The organism is Paenibacillus lemnae, assembly GCF_012933385.1.
Taxonomy (GTDB): Bacteria; Bacillota; Bacilli; order Paenibacillales; family Paenibacillaceae; genus Paenibacillus_AQ; species Paenibacillus_AQ lemnae.
Genome location: NZ_JABBPN010000027.1, coordinates 12,625 through 38,792, shown reverse-complemented (window position 1 = coordinate 38,792; position 26,168 = coordinate 12,625). Strand labels below are relative to the sequence as shown.

Sequence of the window (26,168 nt, the reverse complement as noted above, 5' to 3'; positions counted from 1 at the left end):
ATGAAAAGAAGCGCCTTTACAAAAAATGATATCAGGTCGGCCGCACTGATCTCATTTTCTGGCTAAGGGTGGGATGCACTCCATGTTTCAGCATGTATTCGATGAAATGAACAACATGTTAGATGATATTGTGAAGCATTACCCTTCTGCTCAAGGCTCACAAAAACAGGCGCTCGTACACAACTGGAATTTGCTGAAAAAAATGAGTGAAGGCATTATCGATGAATGGCTGCGGTTTGAGGAGCGGATGGCCATTTTTCGTGAAAATGCGGCTTCTCCACCGGTATTTCCGCCGACCGAATCACCGGAGCTGCAGCTGGATTCATTTATCCGCGGACAAGGATATTACAAGCTGCTCATGTTCAAACCGGCCATTGCCCAATTTACTGCAGCAGCAGCTGTTTATCCTGAAAGCCTGCTCATCCGGTTGTATATGGCGATGTCACACCTTCATCTTGGCGATACAGGAGAAGCCTCGAAGTACTTGATCTCTATACTCCCGATGGCGGATGATAAAAAACTGAAAGCCATGATTTATAACGCCATGGGATGTATACAGGTACTGAAGGGTGTGACGGAGAAGGCTTCGGAGTTTTTTACGCTTGCCATTCAAAGCGATCCGACCTTCCCTGATCCGCTGATCAACCTGGAGGTGTGTCACAAGAAACGCGGTGAGCTTCAGTATGGCAGTCCGCTGATCTCGATGATGTGATGATTATCATACTGTCCAAGAAGCGATGCCCGCTCGTTGTATGAGCACCAGGGCATCGTCTTTTTGTGCCTGGAATGTTCAAAAGGCATAACTTCTGTTATGCTGGTAAGTAGACTGCAGGAAAGGGATTTAGCTAAAATGAAATTTGCCGTTTTGGATTTTGAAACCACGGGCAGCCAGTCAAGTGATGAGATTATTCAAGCAGGACTGGCCATCATCGAAGAGGACCGCACCGTTTCGCGTATATTCGGTTCTCTGGTGAATCCTGGAATTCCGATTCCGCCTTTCATAACGGGTCTCACCGGTATTTCCAATGAGGATGTTGCAGATGCACCGTCCCTGGAAGAAATGATGATGCAGCTGGTGCCTTTGCTGGACGATGTTGTTCTTGTGGGGCACAACGTGACGTTTGACTTTAACTTCTTACAGAACGCGCTGGACCGGTGCGGATATTTGCCGTTCAGCGGACGTATTCTGGATACTATACATTTCTTGAAAATTTGTTTTCCTTCCCTGCACACGTATCAGCTGGGGATGGTGGCATCTCAGTTTGGGCTGACACATGATCGTCCTCACCAGGCAGATAGTGATGCGCTTGCGACGGCGCATGTACTGTTGAAATGTCTGGAGGAGCTTGATCATCTTCCGTTGATTACGGTTCAGCGACTTAGTGACCTTTTCACCGATGAAGATAGTGACCTGAGGTGGTTCTTTGATGGTCTGAGAGCGGAGAGGGAGAACAGGCCGCTGGATGAGACGGAGGATCAAGGGAAAATCTTCTTCAGGCAGTTTGCACTGGCCGTGGATGATTGGACGGATATGACTCCCGTCAGAGATGAAGAGGATGGCAATCCGCTGGAGAATGTCACCTTTCAGCAGTATATGCAGCAGGTGCGGGATAATCTCAGCGACACGCTTCCTAACTATGAGAGCAGGGAAGCACAGGATCTTATGTTCCAGGAGGTCATGACCGCGCTGGATGAACATAAACATCTGCTCATTGAAGCGGGTACTGGAACAGGTAAATCCTTAGGCTACCTTCTGCCATCCATCTATCAGAGTGTGAAGCAGGAGCAGAAAGTGATGATCAGTACACATACGATCAATCTCCAGGAGCAGCTGCGTGACCGGGATGTCCCTTTGTTAACGAAGGTAATTCCCTTTCCGTTTCAAGCAGCCGTCTTTAAGGGAAGACAGCATTATTTGTGTTTGCGAAAATTTGAACATAAAATAAATAGAAGAGACTTCAGTTCACCCAAGGAAGATGTGGTGACAGCGGCCCAAATGATCGTCTGGCTCAGCCAGACGAAAACAGGTGATGATGAGGAACTGAATTTGGGCGGGCGCAGCAGTGATTTTTGGGAAAGTGTGTCAAGTGACTCGGACTCCTGCATTGGCAGGGCTTGTCCATGGTTCAGAAAATGTTTTTATCACCGTGCTCGTCATGAAGCGGGTATGGCTGATGTGGTCATTACGAATCACTCCAAGCTGTTTACCGATGTGAAAGCCAATCATCAGCTTCTTCCTGTCTATGAAAATCTAGTCATCGATGAAGCTCATCAGCTGGAGGAAGTTGCTGGTAAGCATCTTGGATTAAACCTGAAGTATTTTTCCATCGTTCACACCTTAATGCGCTTGTATAAAGACAGCCGAAGCGGACAGCTCCCTGCCATACGTCAGATCCTTCAAGGGTCAGGACATGAGAAAGCTTCAGAATGGCTGAGCGTTGTAGATCATATGCTGCCTGATTTGCTCAGTGTGAAAGAACATTGGGACCGGTTAAGCGATCAATTGTTTGGTCTGATTCCTGAGCGCGGGGATGCGCTGCCGGGAGAAGCCGGGCAGTTCACACTGCGGTTGTCAGCTGCTAAAAAGCCGAAAACATGGACAGCATTGTCCGAAATTGAGCATCAAATTTACCTCACCTTAGGTGATTTGGCCCGTCAAGGAGACAGGCTAGTCAGCGAGCTGAGAGAAGATCTGGATGATTACAGTGCTGAGGGTCTGGTCACAGACTTAAACGGATTGTTTAAGGATTTGGCATCCCATCGTGAAGAACTGCACTTCTTCATGAGCCTCGATCAGGAGGAAACCGTGTACTGGATGGAGGCCAACAGCAATTATCGGAGCAAATCACTGCAGCTGTATGCCGTTCCGATTGATGTAAGTGCTCAGCTTAAAGCTTTGTTTTTCGATAAAAAGCAGAGCGTGATTCTGACATCGGCCACACTGTCTGTAGATAAATCGTTTCAATATATGATCGATAATCTTGGGCTGAAGGAAGCAGCAGAGCAGAACAAACTCAATACCGTCCTGCTTCCTTCACCTTTCAATTACCGGGATCAGGCACTGCTTATTGTGCCTCGTAATTTTCCGAGTGTGAAAGGTACAGTAGGCGACCCGCTGTTTGTCAACACACTGGTACAATCTCTTGCGGATGCTGCACTTGCTACCCAAGGAAGGATGATGGTTCTCTTCACGTCCTATAAGATGCTGCGGCAGGTGTATGAGCCGTTGAAGGACCAGCTCCAATCCAGTGATATACATGTGCTGGGACAGGGGATGGATGGTTCGAGCCGGACGAAGCTCATTCGCCGCTTCCAGGAGAGCCCAGGATCTGTGCTTCTGGGAACGAGTTCTTTCTGGGAAGGCGTAGACATTCCGGGAGAGGCTCTGTCCTGTCTTGCCATCGTAAGACTCCCATTCCAGCCGCCAAATCACCCGCTGGTTGAAGCTAAAAGCGAGCTTCTTCAACAGCAGAAGAAAAATCCATTCATGAAACTATCCGTACCACAGGCCGTTATACGCTTCAAACAGGGGTTTGGCCGTCTGGTGCGTACGGCGAGTGACCGCGGAATTGTCATTGTGTACGATACGAGGGTTATTGAATCCTATTATGGCAAGTATTTTCTGCATTCTCTTCCAGGACCCAAGATGGAGCATATGCCGGTGGATCACATGGTTCCAAGAATTTCGGAATGGCTCCAGGCTCCATGAAATTATGAATATCTTTTTTATGAAATATGATGGTTTTCATTTGATTCAATAGGGGGAGCTAGCATGAAATCGGATAAAATATCGGAAGCCGTGGTCCGCAGGCTGCCTGTATACCTGCGGTACCTGAACGAACTTCATCATCGTGAAGTCCCTACCGTTTCCTCACAGGAGCTTGGCCAGAAGCTTGATCTTAATCCGGCTCAGATCCGGAAGGATCTTGCTTATTTTGGCGATTTTGGACGAAAAGGCATTGGATATGATGTGTCCTATCTCATTGAGAAGATCAGACAAATTCTTAAACTGGACCAGCAGATCAATGTCGTTCTGGTAGGTGCGGGTAATCTGGGACATGCCCTATCCAACTACAATGCTTTTTTGAAAGATAATATGAAGATTGTTGCGGTATTTGATGCACATACTTCAAAAGTAGGATCACGTATTAACAATCTGACGGTTCAGCCGATGGAAGAATTGACATCAACAATTCAGGATCATGGAATCCGCATCGGTATCATTACCGTTCCTGATGTTGAAGCACAGAATGTCGCCGACCGTCTGGTAGCATCAGGCATTGAAGCGATCCTCAATTTTGCTCCGATTATTTTAAAGGCACCGCCACAGATTCGTATTCACACGGCTGATTTTACAACGGATCTGCAGAGTTTAGCGTATTACCTGGACAATGGGAAGGAGGAAGTCAAAGATGCCGCAACAGAAATGGGTCATTAAAAACGGAACATTCGTTGTGTTACAGGATGAAAAGACGCTTGTAAAAGGGTATATGGTCATTGAGGGGGACCAGATCACCTATATCGGGGAAGAAGAACCTCAGCTTGAAGAAGGAATAGAGGTGCTGGATGGCAATAACCTTTTGTTCATGCCCGGTCTGGTGAATACCCACGGCCATACTGCCATGTCTTTGCTTCGTGGATATGGAGATGATTTGGCACTCCAGGTTTGGCTGGAGGATAAAATGTGGCCAATGGAAGGGAAGTTTACCGCTCAGGATGTGTACTGGGGAACTTCGCTGTCCGTCGTAGAGATGTTAAAAGGAGGAACAACGACCTTTTTAGACATGTACGACCATATGGACCAGGTTGCAAACGTGACGGAACAATCCGGAATGCGGGCTGTCCTGACGAGAGGGGTCATTGGTCTCTGTCCGCCTGATGTGCAGAAGAGCAAGCTGGATGAAGCTGTTGCTTTCGCTAGAGACTGGCATGGTAAGGCTGATGGCAGAATTACAACGATGATTTCGCCGCATGCTCCATACACCTGTCCGCCGGATTTCATTGAAAAATTCGTACAAGCATCGATCGACCTGAATATTCCGATGCATACTCATATGAGTGAAACACGGGCTGAGGTTGAGCAAAATGTGAAGGATTATGGTGTACGGCCTGTAGAGCACCTGCGCAAACTTGGTGTTTTCTCTCGGCCTTGTCTTGTTGCGCACGGTGTGCATTTAAATGATGAAGAAATCCAAATCCTAGCAGATCATGGCGTAGCCGTGTCCCATAATCCCGGCAGCAATCTTAAGCTTGCGAGCGGCATTGCCAGAGTCCCTGAATTGTTGAAAGCAGGCGTTACGGTTTCTCTCGGTACGGATGGCCCAGCAAGCAACAATAATCTGGATATGTTCGAAGAGATGCGTCTAGCGGCGTTAATACATAAAGGGGTCAGCGGGGATCCAACAGCCATACCGGCAGCAGAAGCCTTTCGCTTAGGCACAGAATACGGAGCCCGCTCGCTGTTCTTGGATCAGGTAGGGACACTAGCTGAAGGCATGAAGGCTGATTTCATTGCTTTAAATACCGACCAGGCTCATTTTCTCCCGCGCACCGACTTTATATCTCACGTGATATACTCCGCCAGCGCGAAAGATGTTGAGCATGTATGGGTTGACGGTAAACAGATCGTCAAAAACGGCAGCTGTCTCACAATGGATGAGGAAAAAATCCGCAGCGAGGCTCAAAGATCTTTTGAGCAGCTGTTGGCCCGCTAGGAACTTGGGAACGGGGTTAAGACATTGAAAAAAAACACCAAGCGAATCCTGCTCACGATATCTTGTATTCTTCTCGCACTGCTGGCGGTTCAAATTTATTATTCAGATGTCATGTCCGGAATCTGGGATGAAGAAAGAGCAGCGGTGCAGACCGCAAGGCAGCATGGAGGCCTGGGTAAGGTGCAGAAAACCTATCATTCTGTTTGGGACAAGGACAGCATTTACTGGGTGGCGGCCGGACAAGATGGAGAAGGACAGGATATCATGGTCTGGATCAAATTTACGGAAGACGGTAAACCGGCAGGAGAACAAGCTGTGCATGCGGAGCGTATATCAGATGGTACATCAGAACAACAGATCATGTCTTTGATTGATCGGGACCTGCCTGGTGCAGAGATCCTTCGCTTGCTGCCTGGGATGTATGACGGAGAGTATGTTTGGCAGCTGCATTATAAGAACGAGAAAGGAACGCATTATCGGTTCTTTCGGTTTCAGGATGGCGCACCCATTGGTGAGGATATAACGCTCCCTAATCAAGGATAAAATTATGTTTTTTCAAATTTTTTAATACTTTAAGATCATGAGACCGCGATTCGTGCTGGTCTCATGTTTTTTTATTTTTACTCATTTTTGTTCTAATCCCCATGAATACATCAGCTGAGTAGTCATTACTTTATGGCTTACACCAGGCAGCCTTAATCTATAGTGATAAATCATAATATAAATGTGCTTCATCGTACAAACTAAAATACATGATATAAGATAAGGAGTGAAAACAATGTTTACTTACCCTAAAACATTTTCACATATTGGTCTTTCAGTACCCAAACTGGAACAAGCTGTTAAATTCTACACCGAAGTTTTAGGGTGGTATGTAATCATGAAACCATCGGAGATCGAGAATGATGACACTCCGATTGGTCAAATGTGCAGGGATGTTTTTGGAGAAGATTGGAGAACGTTCAGAATTGCCCATTTAGCAACTGGTGATAAAATTGGTGTTGAAATGTTCGAATTCCCTGAGAATGAGACACCCAATAATAATTTTGAATATTGGAAAACGGGGATTTTTCACTTTTGCATTCAAGATCCAGATATTGAAGGACTTGTGGAGAAAATCAAGCTGCACGGTGGAAAACAACGTATGCCAATTAGAGAATATTATCCAGGTGATAAACCGTATCGCATGGTATATGTAGAGGATCCATTTGGAAATATTTTCGAAATTTATAGTCACAGCTATGAATTAACATATTCGCAGGGAGCGTATTAAAATATCATTATGGACAGTAAAAATACGGCTAAGGGTGATCCTTAGCCGTATTTGAGCGCAGCGATATGAATACGCTTACACAAAAAATGTTTTCAATATTTTCACAGTTGTAAATGAAATCGTATATATAATGTGATATACTCATACATGTATTAAATTAGCAGAAAAGAAAATAGCAAAGAAAACAAACCCTAGTTTCACATTTCAAGTTTGAAGGAGGAACTTTCTTTGAAACTTCGCATTGTTCCTATAATGCTCTCTGTTGTTATTACAGCATCTGTTCTTTTTGGAGGCTGGTTTCTCTATCGGCAGTTCGCTTTGCAAAGTCCTTTAACTCAGGTTGTATCGAATTACGATGGCGTGAACAGCTCTCAAATAGATATTAAACACAACACCGTCACTTTGAAACTTAATTTAAAGCCTGAAACAAATTTAAGAGATCTTGTGAATCATGTGAACAAGGAAGGCCGCAGTGTAATTGGAAGCCGTGAGTTGAAAATCGAAGTCGAAGATCACTCATCCGAGGTGCTCGATCAGTGGTGGGATGATGCGATGTTGTCTGTTGCAGAAGCGATGGACAGCAGACAGTATACGGATATTTTAGATTCACTGAATGCTTTGGCTGAGGATCAGCCGAATCTGAAGGCGAAAGCGCAAATTGATGATAAAAATGTATATGTAAGCTTAACCGATGGTAAATCAGGTAAATATATTATTCTGCCGCGTCAGCCCGGCAAAATGGAGGTATGGAATCATGCCTAGATGGATAAAAGAAGCAGCTATAGGTTTTGTTCCTGTATTGATCTTGTTTTTAGCTTTTGTTGGCATTAATATGGTACCCCTTTTGATAGCAGCCGTCCTCATCGGTGCGTTGTTTATGGTTTTAAAAATGAAAGGCGGCATTGCAGTAGGTGCTGCGAGTGACCGTAACCGAAAAAAAGTCGCACCAGCTAAATTAACGTTTGAAGAAATTGGCGGACAGGAGAATGCCAAGCAGGAGCTTCGTGAAGCGCTTGATTTTCTCATAAGACATGAAGAAATCCAAAAGTTCGGTATCCGTCCACTGAAAGGCATCTTGTTGACTGGCCCTCCGGGAACAGGTAAAACGCTAATGGCTAAAGCAGCTGCACACTATACTAACTCCGTATTTGTAGCAGCATCCGGTAGTGAGTTTGTTGAAATGTACGTCGGTGTCGGTGCTGGGCGAATCCGGGATTTGTTTAAAGACGCTCGTAACCGGGCTGCAAAAGAAAACAAACAAAATGCTATTATATTCATTGACGAAATTGATGTTATTGGCGGGAAGCGTGAAGGGGGTCAGCAAAGGGAGTATGACCAGACCCTGAACCAGCTCTTAACAGAAATGGACGGAATCTATTCTTCCGAATCGCCGCGTTTGCTCGTCATTGCTGCAACGAACCGCAAAGAGATGCTCGACAGCGCTCTGCTTCGTCCGGGCCGTTTTGACCGGCATATTCAGGTCGATCTGCCAGACAAAAAAGCGAGAACGCACATTCTTAATCTGCATGCAGGCAACAAACCTCTTCATCCAGATGTGGATCTGGATAAGATTGCAGAAGAAGCATATGGTTTCTCCGGAGCTCAGTTGGAAAGCGTTATGAATGAAGCTGCTATCTATACGATGCGTGAGAGTGTGGACATGATCCGTCAAAGTCACCTTTCCATGGCAATCGACAAAGTGATGATGGGTGAACGTTCTGATCGTGAGTCGAACCTGGAAGAGAAGAAACGTGTGGCCATACATGAACTTGGACATGCCATTATGGCAGAACTCGTTCGTCCGGGCAGTGTGAAACAGGTGGCTCTGAGTCCCCGCGGTAAGGCTTTGGGGTATGTGCGTCATAATCCTCAGCAGGAACAATATTTATATACAAAAACATTCCTGGAGGAACAGATTATGATTGCGCTTGGTGGTGCTGCTGCCGAGGAAATCTATTATGGCGGAAGAAGCACAGGCTCCAGCAATGATTTTGAACAGTCCATCAATATCGTAGAAACGATGATGAAATCCGGACTGACATCACTAGGAATTGTTAATATGAATATGGTAACGACAGAAGAGTTAATGAAAGAGAATAATCAAATTCTGGAAAACCTGATGGGGCAGACTAAACAGCTGCTGCTTCAAAATCGTCCGATCTTTGATCATTCACTGGACATCCTGATGACGGAAGAAATTCTCTCCGGCGAGCAATTTCGTTGTCAATTTCGTGAAAATGCACTTCAGCCAGCATAGTTCTTTATGCCTGGCTGTTTTTTTTTACTTTTTCAACGTGCTAAGATATTATTATATCTTGTGCCCGTATAAATGTATGATTCGATAAAGAAGGGTACAATAAAGTATAGGATCCAAAGAAAGGGTGGAGCAGAACCATGAATTTCAAAAAAATCGGAGTCATCGGCGGAGGAACAATGGGCCAGGGCATTGCTGAAATGCTCGCAGCTAAGGGCCTTGATGTCATGCTGGTGGAGAAAACTCCAGAGAAACTTGAGTATTCATATGACATGATCGGGACAAGTCTCGACAAGCAGCTGGAAAAGTGGGGGATCACACTGGCTGAGAAAAAATTGATTCTGGGAAGAATTCAGAAGGTGACTCATTTTGCAGAGCTAAGTGGCTGCGATATGGTGATCGAAACCATTACTGAAGATTTGGAAGCCAAAAGACAGGTGTTTGCGCAGCTGGATCAGGTTTGTCCAAGTCATATTATACTGGCAAGCAATACATCCTCTCTCAGTTTGACCGAGCTAGCAAGCTCGACCATGTACCCGGAGCGGGTGATTGGCATGCACTTTATTCATCCTGTTTCTAAAGTCGATCTGGTAGAAATCATTCGCGGACTGAAAACGTCTGACAATACTTTTAATGAAACGAAGCGATTCGTAGAAGAAATTGTAGAGAAAAAAGGGATCATGGTATTTGAATCACCTGGTTTTGTATCCAGCCGTATGATTTGTCTGCTGATCAATGAGGCGCTGCATCTACTTCAAGAAGGTGTGGCATCCCCTGAAGATATCGATGATGCCATGCGTATAGGATACAGCTTCCAGCATGGTCCTCTTGAAATGGCAGACCGTTTCGGATTGGATTCCGTACTGGCTGCTCTTGAAAGAATGTTCCGTGAATTCGGAGAGCTGAAATATCGTCCTTCCATTGTCATTAAAAAAATGGTGCGGGCCGGCCAGCTCGGTGTTAAAACAGGAGAAGGCTTCTTCAAGTACGACAAGGATGGTGACCGGATATGAAAATTTTAGTAATCAATGCAGGTAGCTCGTCTCTGAAATATCAGCTGTATAACATGACAGACGAATCCGTATTGGCTAAAGGACTGGTTGAGCGTATCGGGATGGACTCCTCTATTCTGACTCATAAACCGGCAGGCAAGCAGGAAGTGACAGAAGTGAGTGAAATTCTGGAACATATTACGGCGATCCGCAAAGTTCTTTCCATGCTTACCCATGAAGAACATGGTGTCATATCTTCCATTGAAGAAATACAGGCTGTGGGTCACCGTGTTGTTCATGGTGGCGAATCTTTCAAAGCTTCCGCGCTGGTGGATGAAGCAGCGAAAAAAGAAATCCGTCGTTTATTTGACCTGGCTCCACTGCATAACCCGGCGTCCATGATGGGGATCAAGGCAGCTGAAACCAACATGCCTGGTATTCCACAGGTTGTTGTATTCGATACAGCCTTCCATCAGACCATGCCGGAAAAATCATATCTATACGCCATTCCCCGAGTTCTTTATAATAAATATAAAGTCCGTCGTTACGGTGCACACGGTACATCGCACGAGTATGTCAGTCACGCTGCAGCCCAATTTCTGGACAAGCCGATTGAGGATTTGAAGATCATTACATGTCATATCGGCAACGGTGCATCCATAACCGCCGTTCAGAACGGTGAGTCTATCGACACCTCTATGGGAATGACGCCGCTGGAAGGCTTGATGATGGGTACACGCAGCGGTGACCTCGATCCGGCCATCGTTCCTTATGTAATGAACAAAGAGGAACTGACAGTCAATGAAGTGAATTCCATGCTGAATAAGCACAGCGGGCTGCTTGCGATTTCGGGCATCAGCAGCGATATGCGTGAGATTACCGAAGGTATGGAAAAGGGAGAGCCGCATTCAACGCTCGCTTTTGACATGTACGAGTATCGTCTGCGTAAGTATATCGGGTCCTATGCAGCAGCTATGAACGGGGTCGACGTCATTGTGTTTACAGCAGGTGTCGGAGAAAACTCGATCGTGCTTCGTGACCGTGTACTGAAACAGCTCACCTATCTGGGTGTGGAATTGGACGAGGAGCTGAACAAGATTCGTTCCGGCGATCCCCGTCGAATTTCTACAATGAATTCCAAAGTAGAGGTTCTAGTAATTCCTACCAATGAGGAATTGGTTATTGCCAGGGATACCCATCGCATCGTGAACGCGGCAAACTCGCAGTAAAACTGCATGTTTAAGGAGAGATTGTTTGCATGACCAAAAAAAGTGCCATACGCCAAGTCCATCAGCATGTTGGAGAGACGGTTACGATCGGAGCCTGGATTAACAATAAAAGATCCAGCGGCAAGATCCAGTTTCTGCAGCTTCGTGACGGAACAGGCTATATTCAGGGAGTCGTCGTTAAAAGTGAGGTTTCAGAACAAATCTGGAATGATGCCAAAAGCTTGACGCAGGAAAGCTCCTTATATGTTACAGGTGTGATCCGTGAGGAACCGCGCAGCCAATCCGGATATGAAATGACGGTTACGAACATCGAGGTTATTCATCTGACGGAAAATTACCCGATTACCCCGAAAGAGCATGGTGTTGATTTTCTGATGGATCACCGTCATTTATGGCTTCGCAGTCAAAAGCAGCGAGCTGTGATGGTGATTCGTGCAGAAATTATTCGTGCGGTCCAGGAGTATTTTGATACCAACGGTTTTACGCTGGTAGACCCTCCGATCCTGACGCCGACCTCTGCTGAAGGGACAACGAATCTGTTTCACACCAAGTATTTTGATGAAGATGCTTATCTGACGCAAAGTGGGCAGCTGTATATGGAAGCGGCAGCCATGGCTTTGGGCAAAGTGTATTCTTTTGGACCGACATTTCGTGCGGAAAAATCCAAGACACGCAGACATCTGATTGAATTTTGGATGATTGAACCGGAGATGGCATTCACAGACCATGAGGAAAGCCTTATTGTACAGGAACAGTTTATCAGCCATGTCGTGCAGTCTGTCCTTAAAAACTGCCGTATGGAACTGGAAGCCGTAGGTCGAGATATTTCGAAACTTGAGAACATTCAGGCACCATTTCCAAGAATTTCATATGATGAGGCCATATCATTTCTACAATCTGAAGGTCATGAAATCTCGTGGGGAGAGGATTTTGGAGCTCCACATGAAACGGCCATTGCTGAAAAATATGAGAAGCCTGTCTTTATTACGCATTACCCGGCAGAGATTAAATCTTTCTATATGAAGCCTGATCCTAACCGGCCTGACGTTGTCTTATGTGCAGATATGATCGCTCCTGAGGGTTATGGTGAAATTATTGGCGGGTCCCAGCGTATTGATGATCCGAAGCTGCTGGAAGAGCGGTTTGCAGAACATGGCTTGTCGATGGAGACCTATCAGTGGTATATGGATCTTAGAACGTATGGTACCGTGCCGCATTCCGGCTTCGGTCTCGGGTTGGAGCGTACAGTGGCCTGGATATGCGGCCTGGATCATGTGCGTGAAACCATTCCGTTCCCGCGTACGCTGTACCGGTTATATCCGTAAACGGCACTATTATGAATAATCATAATAAGCAAGAACTTAGCAAAGCTTGGGCTGCAGGGGCAGCAGTAGGAATGAATCAAGGGATTGCCATGATTCCCTATTCGCTGCTGCGCTTCTACCGCCGGCTGGACTTGAGTGACAGCGATTGTATGCTGTTGGTTCATCTTCTTGGCTTCGGACAGGTAGAGCACAATGCTTTTCCATCTCTGGAGGAGCTTCAAGAGGTGACAGGCACTCCATCAGAGTCTATTGCTGCCAGTCTGCAGCGGTTAATGAAAGAACAGTGGATCACGATTGATGAGTATACGGATGCTGAGCGGGGGATTCAGTTTGAGCGGTATAACCTCCAGGGTACCTATCTGAAACTTGCGGAATTTATGGCCGAAGAGCAGTGGGAGTCTCCAGTGAAAGAGACTGTTTCCCGAAATGTGGAGTCCTCTCGCAAGCCTGCTGGAAAAGGTGCTTCTACGCCTGCTGAACCTCGTCCTCACATAGAGCAGGAGAAGGAAGAACGAAATATGTTCACCATCTTCGAAAAAGAGTTTGGCCGTCCGTTATCACCGATGGAGTTAGAAACGATATCAGGATGGATCGATCAGGATCGGTATCCAGATGAGCTCATTCTACTTGCTCTGAAGGAAGCTGTCTTTGCAGGCAAAGTTCACCTGAGATATATTGATCGTATTCTGCTGGAGTGGAGCCGCAATCGGGTGCGCACAGCGCAGGATGCCAAAGCTTATACTCAAAAATTCAGAAATATCGGCAGATAATAGGAGAGGCAGTCCCGTTTAGAATGAAAGGGACTGCCTCTCCTTTGATTTATTCTGAGTTATTATAAAGTTAAACATAGTTCAAAATTTATGAGGTAGAAGTCAGCCAGTGATCCGGCGTATCGAAATAGGGCGGGAGCTTTGTTAATTTATCGCCTATTGCAGCATTCACCTGCATTTGAGTCAAAAATAAGACATCGGAAAGATCCGCTCCGGAAATATCGGCATCCCGGAAATCCGCGCCAATGACATCAGCAAATCGCAGATCTGCACCTCTTAAATCGGAGGCAATGAAATACACACCCCTCAAATTTGCACAGCGCAGGTCGGCGTTATTGAGTTTGGCACCAATCAGATCCGCCCCCCGCTTTATGTTGTGTCTTGAAGATATTTTAAATCTGCTTGCAGCTTCAGCACGGATCTGTTCACTATACTTCACCAGCAGCGTATTAACTTCTGCCCGGTGCTCCGGAAGATTGATTTGAGCTAATTCCTCTGGGCCCAGTAAGGTGAGCTGTTCTGTTTTATCCAGCATTTGTTCAAGTTCCAGCCCGTCAGTAGAAGAGGAACACATTTCTCTTGCTTGGGTTACATACCACAGCAGCTCATGAAGCTGCCACATCATTGGAAAGACGTGGAACATCAAACTGGCCTTTAAAGCATCTTCACGCCAGTCGACACCCTTAAACGTAATCTGGGACACCTGTTGACCTGCTCCAAAACAGTCATAGACCGTACATCCTTTGAATCCGGATTGCCGCAGGCGGCTGTGGATACCGCACTTGAAATGATCGTTTAGATTAGAACATGGCTGTCCAGCAGGTTTATCCATGGCGAAATCGGAAGAGGAAGAAAAGGGAAGTGCCGTACAGCACAATCCGAAACATTGCTCGCAGTCTGCCTTCAGACGGTTACGGCTGGCAGCAGAGCCGCTTGTATAGATTGACATGACATTGAAACTCCTTATGGTTTACAATTTGATAGATATGAATAGTATACTGGAAGTTATCAAAAGATTGCATAAGTAGTTAATTAATATACATAGATAAAGAGGAGCAAACATGTTGAACAACATAAAGACGAAGAGCTCGTACATTTTTTATTTGAGTTGTGTGGTTGCTTTTGCGGGCGCTGTGGCAGCGGCACAGTTCGTATCTCTACCTGTGATTATTAGTGTATTTCTTCTCCTGATCGGCGTGGCCGCTGCTGTATCGAATGTACAGGTAAAACAGGGAGCAGCTATGACAGCTGCCATAATGATCGGATTTCCATGCTACATGAAACTCAGCGATTATATTCAAGTCACCCTGAATGAATCACATGAGTGGTCCATCATCGTATCCAGAGCAGGTCTGATCGGTCTTCTTGTTCCCATCATTCTTGTCCAAATTGGATTTAAACTGCATAGGCAATGGCTGGCGCCAGGAAGTTTTGCAGGGCCCGTTTATTTTCCATTCATTTTGAAAGGGTATATTAAGGATCCAGTTTGGCGTTTTTTGATCATCTTCACGGTCATTACTATATTCTCATTCGTATGGTTCATCGATTGGAGGAAAGATACACTCGGACAGCTGCTGCTGTACGGAATAGCATTTGGATTGATCAATGGTATCTTGGAAGAAATCCTGTGGAGAGGATATGTGCTGAGCGGGTTCACCGGGATGTTCGGAGAAATTAAAGGTATTTTCATAGCCGGTACCGGCTTCGGATTCTATCATTTCCATCTGGGGTTTGGCTGGGAAATATGTCTGCTGTTTGCTGTATTCGGCTGGATGATGTCGGCCCTGGCCGTCCAAAGCAAAGGTCTGCTGCCTGTCATCATCATGCATATCATCATGAATATTCTTTTTGTTTTGAGCGGCATGATATTTTAGAGTAAAAAGGAGAGAGCGTATGACGATCGTGATTCGCGAGGCTGGTCCCAAGGATGCCAAAGCGCTTATTCGTCTGCTTGAACAACTGGATGGTGAAACGCAGTTTATGCTTTATGAACCTGGAGAACGTCAGATTACAAAAGAAATGCAGACTAAAAGGCTGGAAACAATGCAGGCATCGAAGCATTCCGTTATGCTGCTTGCATGTACTGATGATAAAGATTTGGCCGGATTTATTGTCGGAAGCGGATCAGAACTTCAACGGATAAAGCATTCTATTTACATTGTAATTGGAATTCAGCAGAAATATACAGGGCAAGGCATCGGCAAACGTCTCTTGGAAAATCTGGAGAACTGGGCTAGGGGCCGTGGAGTTACAAGATTGGAACTCACGGTGATGTGTCATAATGAAACAGCACTTCGGTTGTATCACTCTGCGGGGTTTGAGGTGGAAGGTACAAAAAGGAATGCGATTAAAGTGGATGGCCGCTTTATTGATGAGTTTTACATGTCAAAACTACTTGAATAAATGACAAGGCGAAATCATCAAAAAATAAGGCAGTCCCTTCAGATCTAAGATCTTTAGGGACAGCCTTATTTACATAGAATGAACTAAAGAAAATAATCATCTAAAGCGGAGGTGACAAGTGATTCTGTAGAGGCAACAGCGGTCGTAAGAACACTTGCCATCGCAGCCACCCGGAAAGGTAAATATTAATATTTAATCTATCTATATAGATTGAAAATAAGAATTACACGTTTAACGGAGAGTGAGAACCGATCTGGAGAAGCGAAGCGGTCGCCTTTATCCCCGGATTTAACCCTTATAGTATTTAAATTCGAAAAAAATCCGGGGATAACAGCGATCGGAAGATGGTTCTCAATCGAAGTGAACCTGTATGTAATTTTTAAGTTCATCCTATATAACAGAAAATTATTTATTTCAAAGGTCTGGCAGCTTCCAGCAGGAGACGCTTATACGTATACTCAAAAATAAATTCGAAGGCCTCCAAATGGCGTTTGGCTTCAAAAGCATTACGTCCCCAGGCATAAATGCCATGATTGCGCAGAAGAATGCCTGGAACGCTTACGTCCAGTGCGCCTGGCACGAGTTCCGCAATTCGTGGGATTTCGGCATAGTTGGGTAATACAGGGATCGAAATAGAGGCATCTTCTTCCCAAATATTAAATGCTTTGATCAGTTCAATCCCTTGGGCAGGAACAAAGCCCTGCTTCCCGTAATACTCACTAATTAGATTGTTATCGATTGTATGCACGTGAAAAATAGCTCCACAGCCGGTTTTGCGATAAATCTCACAGTGAATCAGCGTCTCGGCACTCGGCTTCAAGCGTGTCGCTTCACAAGGTTTACCATTCTGGTCCACGAATAAATAATCTTCGGGTGTGTGCACCGATTTGTCTTTCCCGCTCGCTGTTACAGCAAAATGAAATTCATCCTCTTGAAAATCTCCAACACGTACGGATAAATTGCCGCTTGTTCCAGGGAACCAGCCCCGGGATGCGAACAGCTCTTTCACTTGATGGAGCTCCTGCAGCGCAGTCTGTTTCTGCTCCAGTGTAATGTCCGAAAAATTCATTATTTATAGAACCCCCTGGCTGGATTTTAAATTCATATCTTGAATAATGTCATGGAAATTATGAAATGGTACATGGTTAACTCCCAATTTTTCACACTGTTCAGTTAAGGCTGCTCTGGAATAAACCAGATCCGCTTTTTTGGCCCCTTCGAAATCGGTGATACTGTCGCCGATCAGAATCCGAAAATAGTCATCAGGCGAAAAATCCTTCATTACAGTCACCTTGCACATTCCGCACTCATTACTGCAGCCTTCCCCACATGGGTGGGGCCAGGTAATTTCGATGGTGTCGCCGCTGAAGTCCGCTCCGTTGCAGAAAATGTGATCCTCTGGAATGCCAAATGGCTCTAGAAGAGGCTTGACGAAAAAGTCAATGCCTCCGCTGGTGACATAGAAGGGGATACCCTGGCTTTTCAAATAGTCCAGGTATTCTCCGAATCCTGCCCGAATGACTGCTTGATTGATCACGAATGAGGTGATTTCCTCCTGCTGGCTGGAAGGAAATAGGGCGAACATCGCACCTACACCTTCACGAATGGAAATGTTGCGATCCAGCGTATCTTGAATAATATCATCAACGCCCTCAGGTTTAAAATGCTTCATAATGGCTACGATGTTGTCGTTGTCAGTAATCGTGCCGTCGAAATCACAAAAAACAATCGGCTGTTTGTCTGATCTCATGATGTTTTATTCTCCTCCCCAGATGTCCAGAGCCGCTTTCAGTGCAGGATGAGATGCCGCTTGTTCGGTCAAGGATATACCATTCACCGCAGCATCGATAGCCTGGACAAAGGCTTGTCCTCCAGCTTCGGTTCCCATCGGATGGCCATGAATGCCTCCACCTGCATTGACGACAACGTCTGTACCGAAGTCACGCAGGATTTTTGGAACCAGTCCAGGATGAATGCCGGCAGAGGGAACAGGCATGCTGCGCTTCATACCTAGTGAAGTCGTATGCAGCTGATCCCGGATGGACAGGTTTTCTTCCCTAGGCATCGTTACGGAACCATACGGTGAAGGGAATAGCACCAGATCTGCTCCGGCAACCCGCATCAGCTGTCCCAGCAGTACAGGTGCAGCAATGCCGTAATGTGGCGATGGATACAAAGCACCTGCAAGCGCCGGGTGAGCCATGAGAGGCACGGTCAGGTCCGGATCTGATGAAAGCTCCTGCAGGACGTCGTAGCCGTAGGATAGCACATTGAAGAGCAGGGCATTTGCGCCTGCATCAATGGCTCGCAGAGCCTGTTCCTTCAGTCCGGAAGTGCGGCCCGTCAGGTTGGCAGCATACAGCAGTCTTTTACCTGTTTCTTCTTCTACATCTCTGGCTGCATCCATGCACAGACGAACTCGCGTCTCAATCGGCGTCAGATCATTTTCAAACAAAATTTCGTCATCTTTGACAAGGTCTACACCTCCGCGGGCCTGCCGGATGAACTGTTCTCTCAATTCAGCAGCGTTAAGTCCGATCACGGATTTAAAAATGCTCATCAGCAGGGGACGATCGTAAACACCGAGCAGCTGGCGGATTCCGTCAATGCCGAATTTGGGTCCGGGAAAAGAAGATAAAAAGTTATCAGACAAATCCAGCGAGATCAGCTTGATTCGTCCATCCATGGAAATTTTTCCGAATACCGTGACAAGCAGGGCAGGGATATCCCGGCTGAAATTGACATCAGGATAAGCAATACGAACATCTGCGTAACGACTTCCTTCTGTTCCATCAGCAGATTCATGAACTTCTACGGCATAGACTTCGCCCAAATGCTTTTTCATTGCTTCGCGTTTGGCCTGCGGCAGCTCGGTCCAGCTGCCAACGGTCATTCCGACAGCGATGGACTCCGCTTTCTTATGAAAATCAGCACGATCATCGTGAATTCGATAGGTTGCAATACAATGGCTCATGAGGTTTGTCCTTTCAGCGCCGCACCCATTTCACGCGAACGCTCTGCGCAGCGGTTAACGGCGGCTATAACAGTTTCAAAGAAATCCCCCTGGTCCAAACGTTCCAGTGCTGCCTGGGTTGAACCATTGGGTGAAGTGATTTTTGCTCTTAGTGCGGAGGGCTGCTCACCGGTAACCTGTACCATTCGGGCAGCTCCCATGATCGTTTGAAGGGTCAGCTCACGGCTCTGATCTGCTGTCAGACCGCCGCGAATTCCCGCTGCAGTCATGGCTTCCATCATGTAATAAAAGTAAGCGGGACCACTGCCGGATATTCCGGTCAGAATATCCATTTTATCTTCTTCAATCACGGTTACATCTCCAACCGCTTCAAACAGCGTCATAACCAGCTGCCGCATGTCATCCTGAATTCCTTTGGAAAAAGCAATTCCTGTGGATCCAAGGCCAATCGAGCTGGACGTGTTTGGCATCGTGCGCGCCACCGGCTGCTGCTGACCCAGCAAAGAATGGGTCGTCTGAATCGAAAGTCCTGCGATGACAGATACGAGCAGTTGGTCTTCGGACAGCACAGGACCGAGTTCCTTTAATGCCTTCGCAGCATCTTTCGGTTTCATGGCAAGCACAATGACGGGACTGGTCTTCAAAATTTCCAGTTTGCGCTCCGGGTCATTCTCTGTCTGCACCCCGTAGTTATTCTGCAGTTCCTGAAGCCGCTGGATATTGCTGCGGTTCAACATGAAGATGTTATCAGGCTGTACAACAGAGCGGCTGACAAGACCTTTTACAATCGCCTCTGCCATGGAGCCTGCACCGTAGAAAGTAATTCTTTTATCAATTAAAGGGCGGTTTTGAGGGGATTGGCACACAGATGATTCCTCCTTGTTTAGTTATTATCGAATCTGCCCGCTGCCGCTGACAATATATTTGGTTGATGTCAGTGCAGGCAGCCCCATAGGGCCCCTGGCATGGAGCTTTTGCGTACTGATGCCGATTTCGGCACCGAATCCGAATTCAAATCCGTCTGTAAAGCGGGTTGACGCATTATGATACACCGCAGCCGCGTCTACTTCCTGAATGAATCTCGCGGCGTTCTCTTCCGAGGCGGTTACGATGCATTCCGAGTGCTTCGTTCCGTAAGAAGCAATATGATCCATGGCCTCCCGGACATCTTTCACCACTTTGACGTTCAGCACATAATCATTATACTCTGTAGCGTAATCTTCGGAAGAGGCGGTATTCACCCAGCTGGCCAATTTCTTCGTTCTGTCGTCGCCGCGAATCTCGACATGGAGATCACGAAACCGCTCCAATAGACGGGATATATGCTGAGCAGCATAATCCTCATGAACCAGCAGGGTTTCCATGGCATTGCATACCGAAGGACGCTGCACCTTGGCATTAATGCTAATTTCCTCAGCCATCACGGGATCAGCAGACTGATCGATAAATGTGTGACAGATCCCTGCACCCGTTTCAATAACAGGTACGGTAGCATTCATGACGACATTTTGAATGAGGGAGCTGCCTCCACGCGGAATGATAACATCCAGCAGACCGTTTAACTTCAGCATCTCATCTACGGAAGCGCGGTTCGTATCTTCAATCAGCTGCAGGGCATCCTGAGGGATCGCTGTATGAGACATCGCTTCATGCAGAACCTCGACAATCTTGCGATTGGAAGAGATCGCGGAAGATCCTCCCCGCAAAACGACAGCATTGCCGCTTTTCAGACATAATCCAGCTGCATCGACAGTTACGTTCGGACGTGCTTCGTAGATGATACCGATGACACCGATCGGGACCCGGACTTTTTGAATATGCAGACCATTCGGACGTTGTATCGTATCCAGTGTATCTCCGATCGGATCCGGAAGCTGAACGATCTGTCGCAGACCTTCCGCGATGCCCTCAATACGGCTCTCATCCAGGGCCAGACGATCCAGCAGGGATGAAGAGGTTCCCTGTTTTTTTCCTCTATTCAAATCTTCCTCATTCGCCTTGATAATGTCAGCTGACCGTGCGATAAGTGCATCCGCCATGGCCAGAAGAGCCTCATTCTTCTGTGTGCTGTTCAGTTTATTCAGAACAGGAGCTGCCATTTTGGCAAGTCCCGTTTTATGTCTTACTTCACTCATGATCCATCCGCCTCCTCTTAATGACAATCAAACTTATTATTTAAGTGTAATCCATTCGTCCCGGTGAATCACTTCCAGCCGATGCACTTCACCCAGGGCGGAGAGGACTTCCGTAGTGGACAATCCCTGGATTTGCTGAAGCTGCTCTTCATCATAATTGATGATGCCCCGGCCCAGTTTCTCACTGCGGCTGTTGATGACCTCTACGACGTCCCCTGCATGGAAATGACCTTCCACACGTTTTACGCCAACCGGCAGAAGACTGTGTCCACCGTGAAGCAGTGCTTTTTCTGCACCCTCATCCACCGTGATCATACCGATCGGAGAAGACATGAAACCAAGCCACTGTTTTTTCATCGGCAGGGAAGAGAGGTGGGTGGCAAAATAGGTGCCTTTTCCGGTTCCCTCCAGGGCTGTCTTCAAATCTCCGCTCAAATCGGCTCTCCCGATAAATACAGGTACGCCTCCTCGGGTGGCAATTTTGGCAGCATCGATTTTGGAACGCATGCCGCCAGTGCCGACACTGCTTCCGGAACCGCCGGCTATCGCATAAATATCATCTGTAATCTCCTCGATCTCTGTTAAACGTTCCGCATCCGGTGATATGCGAGGATCGGCTGTATAGAGACCATCCATATCTGTCAAAATAAGCAGCCGCCTGGCCCTGACCATATTGGCAACCAGTGCGGACAGTGTATCATTATCGCCGAATTTCAACTCGTCAACGGATACGGTGTCATTTTCATTAATGACGGGAATCACACCCTGTTTGAGCAGTTCCTCAATGGTCCGGCTGGCATTATTCATCCGCTTCCGGCTGGCAAAGTCAGTCCTAGTCAAAAGAATTTGTGCAGCGAGCAGACCATGCTCCGCAAATGCGGCCTGATAAGACTCCATAAGAAGTGCCTGGCCCACGGCTGCGGCAGCCTGCTTCTCATGGAGAAGACGGGGTCTGGTTGTATAGCCGATTTTACGAAATCCTGCTGCAACAGCGCCCGAGGTAACGAGCAGGACTTCATGACCTGCGTCACGAAGTTCGGCCAGCTCTGAGGTATAGAACTGAACAGCTTGTGGGTGGAGCCCGCCTTCTGTCGTGGTCAGGGAGCTGCTTCCGATTTTTACGACGATGCGAGAAGGCATCGTGATCACTTCCTCTATTAACATTATGGGAACAAAAAAAGCTCTCATCCTTTAATGACAAAGGACGAAAGCTTGGACTTCCGCGGTACCACCTTTATTGATGAGATTCTCATCCGGCTTTAGCCCTGTAACAGGAGGCACTGTCCTGCAGTTGGCAGGCCGTTCAGGGTTAGGATTCGGAAAGGGGCTGACGGCGAATTCTTCCAGCCTTCATGGAATTCGCTCTCTATACGCGCCGCTGCTTTCTTACTGGTCCCGTCATCACGTTTGTCAATGTTGTTCCTTTATTTATTGAAAGAATACCACAAGAACGGGTTCATTTCAAAGCTAACGGGTTAAAAAACGCCTAGCTTGCCAATCCGTTCAGCAGCTTCGCGCAGACGATCCTCACTGCAGAGCAGTCCTGCACGGACATACCCTTCACCGTGTGAGCCGAAGCCGATTCCAGGAGCCACAACGACATGAGCCTGCTCCAGCAGCAGATCTGCAAATGAAGATGAGGTATAACCGTCCGGTACCGGCAGCCAGCTGAAGAAAGACCCTTCCGGCTTCTTGGTTTTCCACCCGATCTGGTCAAGAGCTTCGTGAAAAGCGTCTCTTCTGGATTGATAAGCCGAAACCAGATCATGAACACAGGTTTGCGGAGCAGTAAGTGCTTCAGCTGCTGCTGCTTGAATACCGCCGAACAGACTGACATAGATGTGATCCTGCAGCTGGTTAATGTAGGAGATGATTTTTGAGTTTCCTAATGCAAAACCAACTCGCCATCCAGCCATGTTGTATGTTTTCGATAAGGTGTAAAACTCTACGCCCACATCTTTGGCTCCATTTGCCTGCAGGAAGCTGACCGGGCGCTGTCCGTCAAAACCGATGCCGCCGTATGCAAAATCACTTGCGACAACGATTCCGTGCTGAGCGGCAAAAGAGACTGTTTCTTCATAAAAGGATAACGGAGCTGTCGCAGATGTCGGGTTATTCGGATAATTCAGAAACATAAGCTTCGCACGTTCCCGATCTCGATCGGATATGGCCTTGTAATCCGGCAGGAATGCATGCTCCTCCAATAGCGGCATAAATTTCATCTCTGCGCGGGCAAGCGCGACACCAGACCAGTAGTCGGGATACCCCGGATCAGGCACCAGGCAGAGATCACCTGGATTCAGCAAAACCTGCGGAAGCTGGACAAGTCCGGTTTTACCGCCGAACAAAATGGCAACTTCGGTTTCGGGATCCAAATCCACATTGTAATCTTCCTTATATCGCTTTGCGATCGCTTCTTTGAGAAAGGTATAGCCGGTGAACGGTGAATATTTGTGGTACAGCGGATTTTCCGCTGATTGTTTAAGCGCAGAGACGATATGAGACGGTGTTGGCATATCGGGATTGCCTTGCCCGAGGTTAATCACATCGTGACCCATTGAGGTCAGGCGTCCGACTTTTGCTACAAGTGTGGCGAAAAACTGGGTCGGCAGCTGGGACATGATATCTGCCGGCTGGATTTCAAAGGATGCATGATGATTTGAATTCATAATAATATTTCACTCCGGTTCTGTACTGCCTTTTTTTCGAAAGTGAAGTACGTCAGATATAGTTTTAAACCATAATTTATCATGATTTATTCGGGGTGTATAGTGGGAGGGACAGTCTCTATTGAATTTGAGGGGCTCCCGGGATATGATGAACTACAAAAGAGAAGGATGCGGCTCGGCCGTCACACACGATAGATGCAGTGCAGCATGCCCTTCAGTTCGAAAGGGGACTTCAACATGAATATATCATTGATTCAATCCTATATCGCATTAGGGGACCCTGATGCTAACTTCGCTCATCTGGCAGAACAGATGGACAAAGCCCTTCAACAAGAAACAAAACCTGACATCCTGGTGCTTCCGGAAATGTGGAATACCGGTTATGCATTGGACCAGATTCACGAGCTGGCTGATCTGAATGGCGAACGCACGCATACGTTCTTAAGTACCTTTGCCAAAAAAAATCAGGTTCATGTGGTAGGCGGGTCCATTGCCGAAAAAGTGGAGGACCGAGTTTACAATACGATGTATGTATTTAACCGTGAAGGTCGCCAGACGGCCAAGTATTCCAAGATTCATCTATTCTGTCTGATGGAAGAAGAGAAACATTTGACGGCTGGTGTGGAGACAGTCACTTTTGAAATGGAAGACGGATTGTTTGCCGGAGCTTCGATCTGCTATGATATCCGGTTCCCTGAGCTGAGCCGCAGTCTCGCACTTGCAGGTGCCAAGGTGCTGTTTGTCCCTGCGGAATGGCCGAATCCGCGTCTGCATCACTGGAGAACGCTGCTCAGCGCACGTGCAATAGAGAACCAGATGTATGTCGTAGCCTGCAATCGGGTCGGCACCAGCGGAGATACCACCTTTTTCGGCCACTCCATGATTATTGATCCTTGGGGAGAGATTGTGGCAGAAGGCGGCGAAGATGAGGAATTGATATCAGGATATCTGGATCCGGAACTGACAGATTCGGTTCGGCAGCGGATCCCGGTGTTCGAGGACCGAAACCCTCATCTTTATAAACTGGATTAGTTATTTCAGGAGTTTCATCTTTAGAGGTAAGGGTATACTATGTGTATTCCCCCCTAAAGGAGGCTAAAAACCATGGCAGACCAAGGTAATAAGCATGAGAGTAACGACAGCCGTGACAGCCAGGAGAACATTCAGGAACAGCAAAATCAGTTCCGGAACTTTGTGGAAGACGTATCCAAAGGCGGCGGTTACAGCGAAAACAGTGGTGTGAATGAAGATAAAGCGCGCATTCCGGACAATCAAAACCGTATGGTTGACAAGCATAATCTGCGAAAATAAGCAGTTGGACTGACCCTTAAATTTAAAAAAAGAGTTTGAACTGCACGAAAGGTGCAGATTCAAACTCTTTTTTGTTTTAACTGTGCAGAGATTTATCTCCATCCTCAGCTAGGCGGTGCATGACTTCTTTAAAAGTTTCGATAAACGCTTCAGCTGCTTTAGACAGGTATCTGCCATGCCTGTAGGCGATCACCAGCGTTCGGCTGGGAACCGGTTCTGCCAAAGGCAGGTAGACAGGGATAAACTCGCTTCGTTTGGCTCTGGCGATAAAACGGGGAACAAGTGTGACTCCCATTCCTGCAGCGACAAGAGACTGCACGGTTTCAATATTATTGCTCTCAAATACCACATTCGGTTCAAAACCGGCTTCACGGCATAAATCGAAGGTCAGCTTGCGAAATCCCTGGCCTTTTTTTAATACAATAAATGACTCATCCTTGAGATCGCTCAATGAGACAGGGTCCGGAGCAGCCTGGCTGGCTCGCTGTGCGAGCCGGTGCTGTTGCGGAACCGCAAGATCGATCCGCTCTTCCCCGATCGGTACCCAAGACAGAGAAGGCTCGGCGAGCGGAAGAGAAAGCAGGCTAAGGTCTGTCTTTCCGCTGGCGGTCAGCTTCTCCAGATTCATCGAAGAGTCTTCTAAAAGCGCAATCTCAATGTCACCATACTGCTGATGAAAAGCCGGCAGGACCCAAGGCAGTAAATGCGAGCCCGTGATCGGCATGCTGCCTACGACAACCTTCCCTTTTCGAAGCTGGGAGATATCCGACATTTCCTGCCGGAGCTGTTCTACCGCATCCATGATTTTCTGTGCATGCTCAACAAAGCTTGCTCCTGCGTGGGTCAGTTCCACTGTACTCGTATTGCGCTGAAACAGAAGGACGCCGAGCTCCTTCTCCAGCTTGGATAACTGCTGGCTGAGAGAAGGCTGAGCGATATGAAGCTTTTCTGCAGCCCGTGAAAAATTTTTATCTGCTGCAATTTGCAGCGTGTATTGAAGCTGACGCAGTTCCATATGATCACTCCATTATAGGAAATACCTATTATTATATCTTATTGTATAGTTTTGAATGATTTTTGAAAAGGATGGAACATGTTATAGTCTTAACCTATTGCTTT

Annotated in this window: 25 protein-coding genes; 16 read left to right on the top strand and 9 right to left on the bottom strand. The window is 46.9% G+C overall.

All coding sequences use genetic code 11. The features are described from left to right. Positions 1-82 precede the first annotated feature (82 nt). The 12 genes from HII30_RS19875 (at position 83) to HII30_RS19820 (ending at position 13,557) form a co-directional block, all read left to right on the top strand. Positions 83-712: a tetratricopeptide repeat protein gene (locus HII30_RS19875; protein ID WP_169506782.1), complete on the top strand. Its 630-nt coding sequence runs from the start codon at positions 83-85 to the stop codon at positions 710-712. Positions 713-850: 138 nt separating this feature from the next. Continuing rightward, positions 851-3,709, top strand: a complete 2,859-nt coding sequence (gene dinG / locus HII30_RS19870; RefSeq protein ID WP_169506781.1) for an ATP-dependent DNA helicase DinG — start codon at positions 851-853, stop codon at positions 3,707-3,709. A 63-nt stretch (positions 3,710-3,772) separates the two neighbouring features. Further along, positions 3,773-4,438 (top strand): redox-sensing transcriptional repressor Rex, encoded by a 666-nt coding sequence (locus tag HII30_RS19865; protein ID WP_169506780.1) that lies wholly within the window; start codon positions 3,773-3,775, stop codon positions 4,436-4,438. Then, positions 4,413-5,714, top strand: coding sequence for an amidohydrolase (locus HII30_RS19860; RefSeq protein ID WP_169506779.1), 1,302 nt, complete (start codon positions 4,413-4,415; stop codon positions 5,712-5,714). The genes HII30_RS19865 and HII30_RS19860 overlap by 26 nt, the downstream gene beginning before the upstream one ends. 24 nt (positions 5,715-5,738) lie before the next feature. Beyond that, the gene (locus tag HII30_RS19855) at positions 5,739-6,257 is read left to right on the top strand and encodes a cell wall elongation regulator TseB-like domain-containing protein (protein WP_169506778.1); all 519 of its coding nucleotides are present in this window, start codon (positions 5,739-5,741) and stop codon (positions 6,255-6,257) included. Between the two features lie 235 nt (positions 6,258-6,492). After that, positions 6,493-6,987 carry a lactoylglutathione lyase family protein gene (locus HII30_RS19850; protein WP_169506777.1) on the top strand — a complete coding sequence of 165 codons (495 nt, stop codon included), beginning with the start codon at positions 6,493-6,495 and terminating at the stop codon, positions 6,985-6,987. A gap of 228 nt (positions 6,988-7,215) precedes the next feature. Beyond that, positions 7,216-7,749 carry a hypothetical protein gene (locus tag HII30_RS19845; protein WP_169506776.1) on the top strand — a complete coding sequence of 178 codons (534 nt, stop codon included), beginning with the start codon at positions 7,216-7,218 and terminating at the stop codon, positions 7,747-7,749. Further along, entirely contained in the window at positions 7,742-9,244 is a 1,503-nt protein-coding gene (locus HII30_RS19840) for an AAA family ATPase (RefSeq protein ID WP_169506775.1), read from the top strand. Before HII30_RS19845 ends, HII30_RS19840 begins: the two co-directional genes overlap by 8 nt. A 137-nt stretch (positions 9,245-9,381) precedes the next feature. After that, entirely contained in the window at positions 9,382-10,254 is an 873-nt protein-coding gene (locus HII30_RS19835; RefSeq protein ID WP_169506774.1) for a 3-hydroxyacyl-CoA dehydrogenase family protein, read from the top strand. Beyond that, a complete protein-coding gene (locus HII30_RS19830) occupies positions 10,251-11,462 on the top strand; it encodes an acetate/propionate family kinase (protein ID WP_169506773.1) in 1,212 nt (403 codons plus the stop codon). The genes HII30_RS19835 and HII30_RS19830 overlap by 4 nt, the downstream gene beginning before the upstream one ends. A gap of 29 nt (positions 11,463-11,491) precedes the next feature. Next, a complete protein-coding gene (gene asnS / locus HII30_RS19825) occupies positions 11,492-12,787 on the top strand; it encodes an asparagine--tRNA ligase (protein ID WP_169506772.1) in 1,296 nt (431 codons plus the stop codon). An 11-nt stretch (positions 12,788-12,798) separates the two neighbouring features. Then, positions 12,799-13,557 (top strand): DnaD domain-containing protein, encoded by a 759-nt coding sequence (locus tag HII30_RS19820; protein WP_169506771.1) that lies wholly within the window; start codon positions 12,799-12,801, stop codon positions 13,555-13,557. Positions 13,558-13,645: 88 nt separating this feature from the next. Here HII30_RS19820 and HII30_RS19815 read toward each other — a convergent pair whose 3' ends face one another. Next, on the bottom strand, positions 13,646-14,506 hold the full coding sequence (locus HII30_RS19815) for a pentapeptide repeat-containing protein (protein WP_169506770.1): 861 nt from the start codon (positions 14,504-14,506) through the stop codon (positions 13,646-13,648). 112 nt (positions 14,507-14,618) lie between these two features. On the opposite strand from HII30_RS19815, the gene HII30_RS19810 reads away from it, so the two are divergent. Beyond that, positions 14,619-15,431, top strand: a complete 813-nt coding sequence (locus tag HII30_RS19810) for a CPBP family intramembrane glutamic endopeptidase (protein WP_169506769.1) — start codon at positions 14,619-14,621, stop codon at positions 15,429-15,431. 19 nt (positions 15,432-15,450) lie between these two features. Continuing rightward, positions 15,451-15,960, top strand: coding sequence for a GNAT family N-acetyltransferase (locus HII30_RS19805; protein ID WP_169506768.1), 510 nt, complete (start codon positions 15,451-15,453; stop codon positions 15,958-15,960). Between the two features lie 409 nt (positions 15,961-16,369). Here the strand turns inward: HII30_RS19805 and mtnB are convergent, their stop codons facing one another. From mtnB to HII30_RS19770, 7 genes are all read right to left on the bottom strand, one after another. Next, positions 16,370-17,029: a methylthioribulose 1-phosphate dehydratase gene (gene mtnB, locus HII30_RS19800; protein WP_169506767.1), complete on the bottom strand. Its 660-nt coding sequence runs from the start codon at positions 17,027-17,029 to the stop codon at positions 16,370-16,372. A 3-nt stretch (positions 17,030-17,032) separates the two neighbouring features. Further along, positions 17,033-17,710 carry a 2-hydroxy-3-keto-5-methylthiopentenyl-1-phosphate phosphatase gene (locus HII30_RS19795; protein ID WP_169506766.1) on the bottom strand — a complete coding sequence of 226 codons (678 nt, stop codon included), beginning with the start codon at positions 17,708-17,710 and terminating at the stop codon, positions 17,033-17,035. A gap of 6 nt (positions 17,711-17,716) precedes the next feature. Then, the gene (locus HII30_RS19790; protein ID WP_169506765.1) at positions 17,717-18,934 is read right to left on the bottom strand and encodes a 2,3-diketo-5-methylthiopentyl-1-phosphate enolase; all 1,218 of its coding nucleotides are present in this window, start codon (positions 18,932-18,934) and stop codon (positions 17,717-17,719) included. Next, positions 18,931-19,800, bottom strand: coding sequence for a pyrroline-5-carboxylate reductase (gene proC, locus HII30_RS19785; RefSeq protein WP_169506764.1), 870 nt, complete (start codon positions 19,798-19,800; stop codon positions 18,931-18,933). The genes HII30_RS19790 and proC overlap by 4 nt, the downstream gene beginning before the upstream one ends. Before the next feature lie 24 nt (positions 19,801-19,824). Next, the gene (locus HII30_RS19780; RefSeq protein ID WP_169506763.1) at positions 19,825-21,069 is read right to left on the bottom strand and encodes a glutamate-5-semialdehyde dehydrogenase; all 1,245 of its coding nucleotides are present in this window, start codon (positions 21,067-21,069) and stop codon (positions 19,825-19,827) included. A gap of 36 nt (positions 21,070-21,105) precedes the next feature. Then, positions 21,106-22,209: a glutamate 5-kinase gene (proB, locus tag HII30_RS19775; RefSeq protein ID WP_246246758.1), complete on the bottom strand. Its 1,104-nt coding sequence runs from the start codon at positions 22,207-22,209 to the stop codon at positions 21,106-21,108. Positions 22,210-22,544: 335 nt separating this feature from the next. Then, entirely contained in the window at positions 22,545-23,738 is a 1,194-nt protein-coding gene (locus tag HII30_RS19770; protein ID WP_169506762.1) for a pyridoxal phosphate-dependent aminotransferase, read from the bottom strand. Positions 23,739-23,975: 237 nt separating this feature from the next. On the opposite strand from HII30_RS19770, the gene HII30_RS19765 reads away from it, so the two are divergent. Beyond that, a complete protein-coding gene (locus tag HII30_RS19765; RefSeq protein ID WP_169506761.1) occupies positions 23,976-24,770 on the top strand; it encodes a carbon-nitrogen family hydrolase in 795 nt (264 codons plus the stop codon). Between the two features lie 72 nt (positions 24,771-24,842). Continuing rightward, positions 24,843-25,049 carry a hypothetical protein gene (locus HII30_RS19760; RefSeq protein WP_169506760.1) on the top strand — a complete coding sequence of 69 codons (207 nt, stop codon included), beginning with the start codon at positions 24,843-24,845 and terminating at the stop codon, positions 25,047-25,049. Between the two features lie 76 nt (positions 25,050-25,125). On the opposite strand, the gene HII30_RS19755 is transcribed toward HII30_RS19760, so the two are convergent. Continuing rightward, positions 25,126-26,064: a LysR family transcriptional regulator gene (locus HII30_RS19755; protein WP_169506759.1), complete on the bottom strand. Its 939-nt coding sequence runs from the start codon at positions 26,062-26,064 to the stop codon at positions 25,126-25,128. Positions 26,065-26,168: the final 104 nt, after the last annotated feature.

Bases quoted from the DNA above. Each gene is read 5' to 3' on its own strand.
- HII30_RS19875 (WP_169506782.1), top strand. From the start codon at position 83: ATGTTTCAGCATGTATTCGATGAAATGAACAACATGTTAGATGATATT.
- dinG (WP_169506781.1), top strand. From the start codon at position 851: ATGAAATTTGCCGTTTTGGATTTTGAAACCACGGGCAGCCAGTCAAGT.
- HII30_RS19865 (WP_169506780.1), top strand. From the start codon at position 3,773: ATGAAATCGGATAAAATATCGGAAGCCGTGGTCCGCAGGCTGCCTGTA.
- HII30_RS19860 (WP_169506779.1), top strand. From the start codon at position 4,413: ATGCCGCAACAGAAATGGGTCATTAAAAACGGAACATTCGTTGTGTTA.
- HII30_RS19850 (WP_169506777.1), top strand. From the start codon at position 6,493: ATGTTTACTTACCCTAAAACATTTTCACATATTGGTCTTTCAGTACCC.
- HII30_RS19840 (WP_169506775.1), top strand. From the start codon at position 7,742: ATGCCTAGATGGATAAAAGAAGCAGCTATAGGTTTTGTTCCTGTATTG.
- HII30_RS19835 (WP_169506774.1), top strand. From the start codon at position 9,382: ATGAATTTCAAAAAAATCGGAGTCATCGGCGGAGGAACAATGGGCCAG.
- HII30_RS19830 (WP_169506773.1), top strand. From the start codon at position 10,251: ATGAAAATTTTAGTAATCAATGCAGGTAGCTCGTCTCTGAAATATCAG.
- asnS (WP_169506772.1), top strand. From the start codon at position 11,492: ATGACCAAAAAAAGTGCCATACGCCAAGTCCATCAGCATGTTGGAGAG.
- HII30_RS19820 (WP_169506771.1), top strand. From the start codon at position 12,799: ATGAATAATCATAATAAGCAAGAACTTAGCAAAGCTTGGGCTGCAGGG.
- HII30_RS19815 (WP_169506770.1), bottom strand. From the start codon at position 14,506: ATGTCAATCTATACAAGCGGCTCTGCTGCCAGCCGTAACCGTCTGAAG.
- HII30_RS19810 (WP_169506769.1), top strand. From the start codon at position 14,619: ATGTTGAACAACATAAAGACGAAGAGCTCGTACATTTTTTATTTGAGT.
- HII30_RS19805 (WP_169506768.1), top strand. From the start codon at position 15,451: ATGACGATCGTGATTCGCGAGGCTGGTCCCAAGGATGCCAAAGCGCTT.
- mtnB (WP_169506767.1), bottom strand. From the start codon at position 17,029: ATGAATTTTTCGGACATTACACTGGAGCAGAAACAGACTGCGCTGCAG.
- HII30_RS19795 (WP_169506766.1), bottom strand. From the start codon at position 17,710: ATGAGATCAGACAAACAGCCGATTGTTTTTTGTGATTTCGACGGCACG.
- HII30_RS19790 (WP_169506765.1), bottom strand. From the start codon at position 18,934: ATGAGCCATTGTATTGCAACCTATCGAATTCACGATGATCGTGCTGAT.
- HII30_RS19780 (WP_169506763.1), bottom strand. From the start codon at position 21,069: ATGAGTGAAGTAAGACATAAAACGGGACTTGCCAAAATGGCAGCTCCT.
- proB (WP_246246758.1), bottom strand. From the start codon at position 22,209: ATGCCTTCTCGCATCGTCGTAAAAATCGGAAGCAGCTCCCTGACCACG.
- HII30_RS19770 (WP_169506762.1), bottom strand. From the start codon at position 23,738: ATGAATTCAAATCATCATGCATCCTTTGAAATCCAGCCGGCAGATATC.
- HII30_RS19765 (WP_169506761.1), top strand. From the start codon at position 23,976: ATGAATATATCATTGATTCAATCCTATATCGCATTAGGGGACCCTGAT.
- HII30_RS19760 (WP_169506760.1), top strand. From the start codon at position 24,843: ATGGCAGACCAAGGTAATAAGCATGAGAGTAACGACAGCCGTGACAGC.
- HII30_RS19755 (WP_169506759.1), bottom strand. From the start codon at position 26,064: ATGGAACTGCGTCAGCTTCAATACACGCTGCAAATTGCAGCAGATAAA.